The organism is Niallia circulans NBRC 13626 (assembly GCF_001591585.1).
Lineage (GTDB): Bacteria > Bacillota > Bacilli > Bacillales > Cytobacillaceae > Niallia > Niallia circulans.
Window position 1 is genome coordinate 24,972 of the sequence record NZ_BCVE01000033.1, and the last position, 8,560, is coordinate 33,531.

At 33.9% G+C, this 8,560-nt stretch carries 7 protein-coding genes; 3 read left to right on the forward strand and 4 right to left on the reverse strand.

What is annotated here, in order from left to right; genetic code table 11:
- Window positions 1-3: 3 nt before the first annotated feature.
- Genes BCI01S_RS23345 through BCI01S_RS25515 form a run of 4 tightly spaced genes read right to left on the reverse strand, consistent with a single transcriptional unit; the run spans window position 4 to window position 5,182 of the window.
- The gene (locus BCI01S_RS23345) at window positions 4-1,668 is read right to left on the reverse strand and encodes a GspE/PulE family protein (protein WP_061801234.1); all 1,665 of its coding nucleotides are present in this window, start codon (window positions 1,666-1,668) and stop codon (window positions 4-6) included.
- Between the two features lie 27 nt (window positions 1,669-1,695).
- Window positions 1,696-3,054, reverse strand: coding sequence for a VanW family protein (locus BCI01S_RS23350; RefSeq protein ID WP_061801235.1), 1,359 nt, complete (start codon window positions 3,052-3,054; stop codon window positions 1,696-1,698).
- 19 nt (window positions 3,055-3,073) lie between these two features.
- Window positions 3,074-3,808, reverse strand: coding sequence for a PRC-barrel domain-containing protein (locus tag BCI01S_RS23355; RefSeq protein ID WP_061801236.1), 735 nt, complete (start codon window positions 3,806-3,808; stop codon window positions 3,074-3,076).
- Window positions 3,809-3,820: 12 nt separating this feature from the next.
- The gene (locus BCI01S_RS25515; RefSeq protein ID WP_061801237.1) at window positions 3,821-5,182 is read right to left on the reverse strand and encodes a hypothetical protein; all 1,362 of its coding nucleotides are present in this window, start codon (window positions 5,180-5,182) and stop codon (window positions 3,821-3,823) included.
- Between the two features lie 156 nt (window positions 5,183-5,338).
- Between BCI01S_RS25515 and BCI01S_RS23365 the strand changes: the two genes are divergently transcribed.
- Genes BCI01S_RS23365 through BCI01S_RS23375 form a run of 3 tightly spaced genes read left to right on the forward strand, consistent with a single transcriptional unit; the run spans window position 5,339 to window position 8,461 of the window.
- On the forward strand, window positions 5,339-5,833 hold the full coding sequence (locus BCI01S_RS23365) for a type IV pilus modification PilV family protein (RefSeq protein WP_061801238.1): 495 nt from the start codon (window positions 5,339-5,341) through the stop codon (window positions 5,831-5,833).
- A complete protein-coding gene (locus BCI01S_RS23370; protein ID WP_047943582.1) occupies window positions 5,817-6,398 on the forward strand; it encodes a type II secretion system protein in 582 nt (193 codons plus the stop codon). Before BCI01S_RS23365 ends, BCI01S_RS23370 begins: the two co-directional genes overlap by 17 nt.
- A gap of 14 nt (window positions 6,399-6,412) precedes the next feature.
- Window positions 6,413-8,461: a hypothetical protein gene (locus BCI01S_RS23375; RefSeq protein ID WP_061801239.1), complete on the forward strand. Its 2,049-nt coding sequence runs from the start codon at window positions 6,413-6,415 to the stop codon at window positions 8,459-8,461.
- Window positions 8,462-8,560 lie beyond the last annotated feature (99 nt).

Below are 8,560 nucleotides of genomic sequence, written 5' to 3' on the forward strand. Positions count from 1 at the left end.
CTCCTAATCAGGGATAGCTACTCTTAATACTTCTTCTGTAGTCGTAATTCCTTGCTTCACCTTTAATAATCCATCATCAATTAGGAAGATGGTTTTTGCTTTCATTGCAAGATCTCGTAATCTAGAAAAAGATTCACCATTCATAATGACTTTTCTCATTTCATCATTGATAACTAGCACTTCATGAATAGCTACCCTTCCTTTATAACCCGTCATATTACAGGAAGCACACCCTTTTCCTCTAACAACTTTATCGATGGTTAGACCCCGTTTCGCGAAGATTTCTTTTTCTCTTACTGTTGCAGCATGAACTTGTCCACAGTCTCTACAAACTTTACGAACAAGACGCTGCGCTACAATTCCTGTTACAGATGAAGCCACTAAAAATGGTTCTACGCCCATGTCTAACAATCTTGTAACAGAGCCTAGTGAATCATTTGTATGCAAGGTGCTAAAAACAAGGTGACCAGTTAAAGAAGCACGCACGGCTATCTCTGCTGTTTCTTTATCTCGTATCTCACCAACCATAATTACATTAGGATCCTGACGCAATATTGCTCGTAATCCTTTTGCAAATGTCATCCCTACATTCGTATTTACCTGAATTTGGTTAATTCCTTCTAATTGATACTCTACCGGATCCTCTACTGTAATAATATTGACTTCTTCACTGTTTAAACGGTTTAGTGCTGCATAGAGTGTGGAGGATTTACCAGATCCTGTAGGACCTGTAATAAGTATGATCCCGGTTGGTTTCTCAATAAGATTTGTAAATCTAGCCAAATTTACTTTATTAAAACCAAGTTTATCTAAATCATTTAGTGTACTTCCAAGATCTAAAATCCGCATAACTATCTTTTCTCCATAAATAGTCGGAAGTGTAGAAACACGGAGATCAATGGGATGAAAGTCCAAATTAAACTTCATTCTTCCATCCTGCGGGATGCGGTGCTCTGTAATATCCAAGTTTGCCATAATTTTCAACCGTGCTATCAATACACTCTGCATTTGTTTTGGCAAAACTCTTTCTATACGCAATACGCCATCAATCCGATAACGGATTACCACTTTTGTTTCTTGAGGGTCCACATGAATATCACTTGCCTTTAGGGCAGCAGCATTCGATAATATCTGATTTACTAAGCGGACAATCGGCGTATCTTGTTGTTCATCCATACTATCGCTCACATCTTCGCCAACTGCTCCATTATCAGACAGCAACTCTTCAAACCCTTCGTCCATATCATAATATTTATTGATCGCACGCAAAATATCATCTTTTGTCGCAATAGCTGTCTCAATTTGAAAACCAGTAGATAAGCGCAAATCATCTATTGTATAAAAATCCATTGGATCAGCCATTGCCACATATAACTTTTCTCCTTCTTTTTTTAGCGGAATAATTAATTGTCTTTTCGCTGTTTCCTTTGAAACGATCGTAAATAACTTTGGGTCAAAAGGGTAGCGATACAAACTAACATGTGGAATACCTAATTGAAATTCTAATACCTCGATCAATTGTTGTTCTGTAATATAACCCTTTTGAAGCAGACTATCTCCAAGCCTTTGATCTGGATGCTTGTCTTTAAGTGCTTGCTGCAATTGATCTTCTGTCAACAAGCCAGCCTCCACCAACAAATCTCCTAACCGCTTTCTTATTTGTTTCATTGCTTTAGCTCCCGATTTCTATACTTATTATTTTTCTATTACTGCTTGTGGAGTCTCTTCCTTGTCCTCATCTTCTTTTACATGCTGATTATCCGATTCTGTCTGTGGAGGATTATCTGTCGTTGGATTATCGGTATCCGTCTCTTCCTCCTTGATGTTTTCTTCAGAATCAGAAGGATCATTTAAATCGAGTGAATCTTCGACATTATCTGTATCAATCACTGTTTCCTGTTCTTTTATTAATCCAGAAGCAACTACTTTATTGATTGGAGGATAAAAGTCTTCGCTCATTAAATCTTTTTTCACTTCTACTCCATCGTCATTTTTGGCTAAACGATAGACTTTAATTAAAAGCCCATCTGTTCCTTCTGAAACGGTCCTATATTCATTAAACCCTAATAAAGAATCAAATCGGATAACCGTTTTAGGCTTAAATGCTTGCTGATCGGAGAAAACGACATCATATTTAAATAAAAACGGAACTCCCACTATCGACGCATATAATTTATTGCCAGACATTTTGAATTGAAGCTGATAAGCAGCAGCATTAGGATTATAAAACCGGTAATCCATTTTTTTAGATTGATTGATTTTCGCTTCATAGCCTAATTGGGCATAGTTGGGCAATTGATTACTTATAAACCGCTCTGTAATAGTAAAGTTAGTTGTTAAAACTAGTTGATGAAGAGCTGTCGCAACCATACTTAATGTAGTATCCGAATAAGAATCTGTCTGTTTTCCCATTATATCTAGCAACGAGACCGTTTCTTCTTGACCCACTTTAATACTCGGAAATTGCTTTACCCATTTAGCGACATTTTTCTTATTTTCCTTAACTTCTAATGTAGTATCTGTTAAGATTACTTCTTCTTCCTTTTGGCTGACTAGATATTCTTGAAGCGCAAGTTCGTGATTTCCTTTGTCTAACTGGGAAGCTATCGCTATTAAAGAATCATTCCATTTATTCACAGAAAAAACATCTTCTTCTATGAGATAGGGAGATATCGAATAAAGTAATCCGATTAAATCATCTTGATTTAACGATACAATCAATGAATTGTCTGTGCCCTGATGTATCTTTTCTAAACTTTCTTGGAATTGGAATGTAAATAAATCAGTAGCAAAATCTACTGTTTTTTCTTTATATTTTAATTTTATGGAGGTTGATTGAAGCCATTCTTTTTGAGAATCCTTCAATACTTTTAAAGCTTCTTCTAGTGACATTCCAGAAATATCTACTCCACCTACAGTTGTTCCCTCCGCATAACCTTCCTTGGTCGAAAAAATCCTTTCATATGCATTTACACCAAAATGCGAAAAACTAAAAATAAATGCAGTTGTAACTACCATAGCTACAAATAGCTTTACACTTTGAACGTTTTTCATGAAGTAATGACTCCTTTTGTTATGCATTAACACTCATGGATAGATCAATTACTACACTTGGCCCCGCATTTTGCGCTTTCTCAATATCCTCTAGTGTTAATATAGAACCCTCCGCAGCAATCAATTCACCATCTGCTGCATAAATATCTTTTGTTACTTGTTTATTGAGCAATAATTCTCTTTGTTTTTCTTTTAACCCATTAAGACTAGCTTCATCTTCTCGCTCCACTACTTCCAACCCTTGGAATAAGTGGTCATTTGAAGATACAGCTTCTTCTTGAACAGAATAAGGTGCAGCTACTTCTTCTTTCACAATAATAATATCTTTACCATAGGTGATAACAGTATCGGATGAAATGACTGATTCTCGATCCTCCAGAACAAGTCCAATGATTCCACCTGTCTCTTCGTCAATTTGATACTCTGTCACTTTACCTACAAGATCTCCTTTTCTAGTAATAACATTTGTATCAATAATCGCGATTTTTTTGCTTGCCAGCTCACTAGCAATAGGAATCTGTGTTAAATCAATGATAGAGTTTGCACTTTCGATTGTTACAGCATATTCCCCTACACCGATCACCTTTTTAAAAGGGATTGTTTGAATACTCTCTTGCCATTCTTCTTGCTCTAGTGTTAAAAAATCCACAAAACCTTTTTCTGGATTAATGATTAAAGACTGTACATTTCCTTCTTGTTGTCCGTTAGAGATGCTGATAATCGGTAAACCTTTTAACTGTGTGCTAATTTTCATAATCTATCTCCCCTATACTTTCAGATACTTTTCTTCCATAAATTTAATTTGTTCTAATACAATCGGTTGTTCCATAAATTTTTCTCTAAGCGAATATAATAAATTTTCTAATTTACCCTCTTCCTTATTTTGAACATATACATCAATTAACAAAGCAGAATAAGCAAAATATTCATTTAAAGGAATAGGCTTCTTCAAACACTGAGTTAATACAGTCTCGAATTCTTCCATATCCATGGCATTCTGCAACAGTTCTAATTGTGCTAAAGTATTGTTGATAATCTTATGAGCTAAGCCACTTACCACATTTTCGTGTTTATCACCATCTAATCCAATTTGATTTTCTTGGCTTTGTTCCAGTGAAAGTTCTGCTTGTTCATCCATCATTTCAACAGCAGAATCCTCCTGCACTTCCTCTATATGTTCACTTATAGCAGTCATTTCTTCTGATAGGATTGTTTTCTCCTCTTCCGTTATGGCATTATCCGCTAGATCATTCCAGAGCTGTTCCTGTTCCATCTTTTCCACTGACACTGCAACTTCAGCATCCTCACCAATAGAAAAAAAGATTTCCTCTATTTGATCTTCTTCGTCAATTCCCTCGCTTGTTTTAATAGCAGTGGAAGGATCGTTTTCTTCCAGCATTTTTTCAATTTCAGCTAGATAGTTCGTCTCTACTGGTTCTTTATCTATTTCTTTATCTATTTCTTTATCTATTTCTTTATCTATTTCTTTATCTATTTCTTTATCTATTTCTTTATCTATTTCTTTATCTATTTCTTTATCTATTTCTTTATCTATTTCTTTATCTATTTCTTTATCTATTTCTTTATCTATTTCTTTATCTATTTCTCTATCGATAACTTCTTCCTCTATGGAAAGTAAAAATTCTTCTTCCTGTTTAACAACTTCTAAATGTTTCATCACATCAAGATTCATGCCTATGCTTTCGACTGTTTCCTCTTGAATGATAGCTGCTTCATTTGTTAAAATGTCTTCTTGATTTACCTCTGGAACAAAGGGAATAATATCCTCTTCTAGTTCTAAGTCATTCTGAGTAGTTTTTAAATCCTTTGTTTCTCGTGGTTCTTGTCTTTTCTCTATAACAGAATCTTCTACGTCTTCTGGCATGACAAAAAGTATTGTTGACCAATTTTTCAACAAAAGATAGCTTGCACTAATAAGGAATAATAGCATAATTAAAATACTTTGCCAGAAAGAAAATAGCTCCCTTGAAAGTAATCCGATCGCAGAAATACAAAACGCTAATCCAATAATAGTAAATTTCCCTCGATTCGAAAGTCCTAATGGCAAGAAATACAAAACAGGCACAACAAAAATTAAGGACATAAGCGCCAAAATGTATACAGTCATTCATACACCTCCTCTTTTCGAACCATTTATCTAATCATACGACATTTTTTGTAAATTATCTAAAACTTTTGTATTATTTTTTTGATACTTTTCATCATATAATAGCTATTTAGTATTGTATAATAAGAATAGCATTTTTGAAAGCAGGGAAAAAATATGAAAATTCCAAAGCTGATATCTAGTTCTAAAGGATTAACATTAATAGAAGTTTTATTGTCTCTTACTATCCTTAGTATAATCATTTTAGGTATAATGAACTTTTTTACTCAAGCTTATTCTTATACGAATCTTAATCAGAAAAAAACTGCTGGTATAAATGTTGCTAGAAATGCTTTGACATACATGGAACAAACTACCCAAGAAGACTCCTTTATCAGCATAAAAAATAGAATAGATCATAATAAGGAGACAACAGGTGAATTATTCATCTGCAATAATGAGTATAAAGTAATCTGGGACAAAGATAATCAAGCATCCTGTACACCTATTAAAATTAATAATATTGATTATCATGTAATTATTAAGCCTATTTTAGATAAAAATTACAGCAATTTTTTCATTCCTTTAACAGTAACTGTCACATGGAGTGTAAACAAAAAAGAGTACAATACTTCCATGGAGGGAGCCATCAAAAGTGAGGATCTTCGATGAAAAAGGAATAACACTATATGAACTATTGGCAGCCATCACCATTCTTGCAATCGTATTGCCAGTCATCTATGGAGTCTTTCAGTCTGGTTTATCCTTATATAATAAAATTCAGATAGAAGGACAAATCCGAGATGATGCTGATTATGCCGTTTCTATGATGATGAACTCCTTTAATAGCATCCCTTTTGACTATGTAACGATAGAAGGAGATTCAAAAATCAGCTTATATGATACAGAAAAGACTGTATTTGAGAAGAATACTAAAGAGAATTCTTCTTTTTATACTTATGATAAAGAAAAAATAAAACCAGAGAATGCAAAAGTAAGTAGTATTGCATTTGTTGACCACCAGCTTAAAAACGAAGCGATTACTTCTGTTTCGATCAATAATCAAATTCTAGAGGGAAGCGGGGATTTTACCGGTTCTAAAGTAAGGCTTTCCTGTAGTAAAACAGACCCAGAAAATAAAAATCGTTGCCTTCATGGGTTAATCCATATCACTTTTATCATCGATCAAGCACGATTAAATCGACCTTTAACTTTAGAAAGTCAATTTGGCTTTTAAGGAGAATACCATTTATGTTCAATTGGAATCAAAAAGGGAACGCCCTAATTACCGTATTATTAATTTCATTAGTTTTTACAACAATAGGTCTGGCAATTGTAGCATCTAGTATAAGCAGTACAAAAAGGGTAGAAACGAGAGAAACGGACATCAATATTACGTATGAGAGCAAAAAAGTACTCGAAGAAATAACCTATGAAATGGCTAATGCCTTACAATCTTTACCTTTAGATTATCGGCAGATCGATAACCAATATATCGTAAGTGATTCTTTTGATACACAGCTTGCATCCATGGTTATTATGCCAACGTTAAATAAAATTTTAACAAATCAAACGTATAATGAATCGATTAGTTGTCTAAGTGTAGTGGATTTAAGCGATGCTACTAAAGTAGAGATTTCTTCTAATAAAGCGTGTTCTAAAAAAACCTACGATTTGGATAGTACTTATACGATCGATCGAGAATTAGATTTCACCAGAGTGCTAGAAATTATTCTTGTAACCAATAATCCTAACGAAACAGAAGGAAGTATTACAAGAACCTTAAAGAAGCGAGTAATTTTATCTCCCCTTCCTAGCTTTTTAAAGTATGCGCTAGGAGCTTACTCTAAACAGAATGAAGAAGGACTATTTATTAATGGATCACCTAATGTAAATGGCAATATTTATGCAAATCAGCTTCAAATTAGTGATCGGGCGAAATACCAGCTAAAAAATGGTACTAGAGAAGAAAAATCATCTCTTCCCCCTTCTATTACCGGTAATATTTATAGTAGTTCTGCAAACTTAATTCCGGTGCTGAAAGATAAGAATTTCTATAAAGGAGAAGTACCTTCTTTAAATCATGATAGTCAATTTATTAATATTGATTATAATCGTACTTTTATCCAACGAATGGATACTTTGTTAAGAACAGATGATAATTTGAACAATATAACAATTAGAGATATAAGCGAAACAGCTAATTTTCCAAGTCTTCTTCAGAACAAAGTAGCTAGTATCGTAAACGGTCAATCAAACAGTGCTCCCTTGATTGAAAATGTCCCAGAGCAAGAAGCACCTTCTTCTGTATTAGGAGATTCTCTCAAACGTCTCTCCAATAGTTTTCAGATTAAGAGTGACAATAATCCATTAGATTTCAAGGAAAAAGTAAGCATCAACGGAGATACTGTTATTAACAGCAGCAATTATCCTATTACATTCGATAAGGACTTAGTTGTTAACGGTGATTTATATTTAGTAAGCAACAGCCAATTAAAGTTAGCAAATAATATTTATGTATCTGGTGATTTACATCTAATCAATTTTGATGGTGAAATGAATTTACAAGGAAATCTCTTTGTTGCAGGTGATTTAAATATCGAGTCTGCTGCTGACAATAAAAGTAATCCTCATAACGGTGTCAGCATCAACGGAGATATTCTTACAGGGAAGTCTATCCATATCCGTCCTTTAAATACAACCATTTCTTTAAATAGCAATATGATCAGTCTAGATTCATTTACTATAAACGGAGATGAAAAAGGAGAAGAGTCTGGAGAAAATGATATAGTCAAAATTAACTCTGTTGTTTACACATTAAATGAGACCTTTGTTTCCAATATTAATATTCTTGGCTTGCCATATATTGATAAAAGAACGAATGCCCAAAAAGTGGGACAGCTCATTTTATTAGCTAAGGAAAAACTTACGATTACAAGAATGAATGAGTTTAATCATTTCCATCCAATGAAAGAAACTGGTTTTCCTTATCTTCCAGATGAGGAGACAATCATCCAACCTTTAAAAGCTTTCTTTTACACAGAAAAAAAAGCTGAATTATATGGTGTTGGTTCCCTGTTCTATATTAAGGGTGGCGTTTTTGCAAAAGATTCTCTCGAAATAAATGCAATTCGCGCCAACAGAGAGTTCTCTTCCATTTCTGATATCCCAAATTCAAGGGAAGGAATGCTTTCACGATTTATCGTTGATTATGACCAAGATGTTTTATTAAGAGGAATAGATGCACTTCCTATAGTAGATCGACTACAAATTATACCAGATGATTTTGTGATTGAATAATTTGTAGTTAGTTTGAAAGTGATAACCACAAACACCTTTCCTATAAATCATAAAAAACCCGAACAATTACACGAGAGGCTATTTTGATATGCTCCCCTT

Bases quoted from the DNA above. Each gene is read 5' to 3' on its own strand.
- BCI01S_RS23365 (WP_061801238.1), top strand. From the start codon at position 5,339: ATGAAAATTCCAAAGCTGATATCTAGTTCTAAAGGATTAACATTAATA.
- BCI01S_RS23375 (WP_061801239.1), top strand. From the start codon at position 6,413: ATGTTCAATTGGAATCAAAAAGGGAACGCCCTAATTACCGTATTATTA.
- BCI01S_RS23345 (WP_061801234.1), bottom strand. From the start codon at position 1,668: ATGAAACAAATAAGAAAGCGGTTAGGAGATTTGTTGGTGGAGGCTGGC.
- BCI01S_RS23355 (WP_061801236.1), bottom strand. From the start codon at position 3,808: ATGAAAATTAGCACACAGTTAAAAGGTTTACCGATTATCAGCATCTCT.
- BCI01S_RS23350 (WP_061801235.1), bottom strand. From the start codon at position 3,054: ATGAAAAACGTTCAAAGTGTAAAGCTATTTGTAGCTATGGTAGTTACA.
- BCI01S_RS25515 (WP_061801237.1), bottom strand. From the start codon at position 5,182: ATGACTGTATACATTTTGGCGCTTATGTCCTTAATTTTTGTTGTGCCT.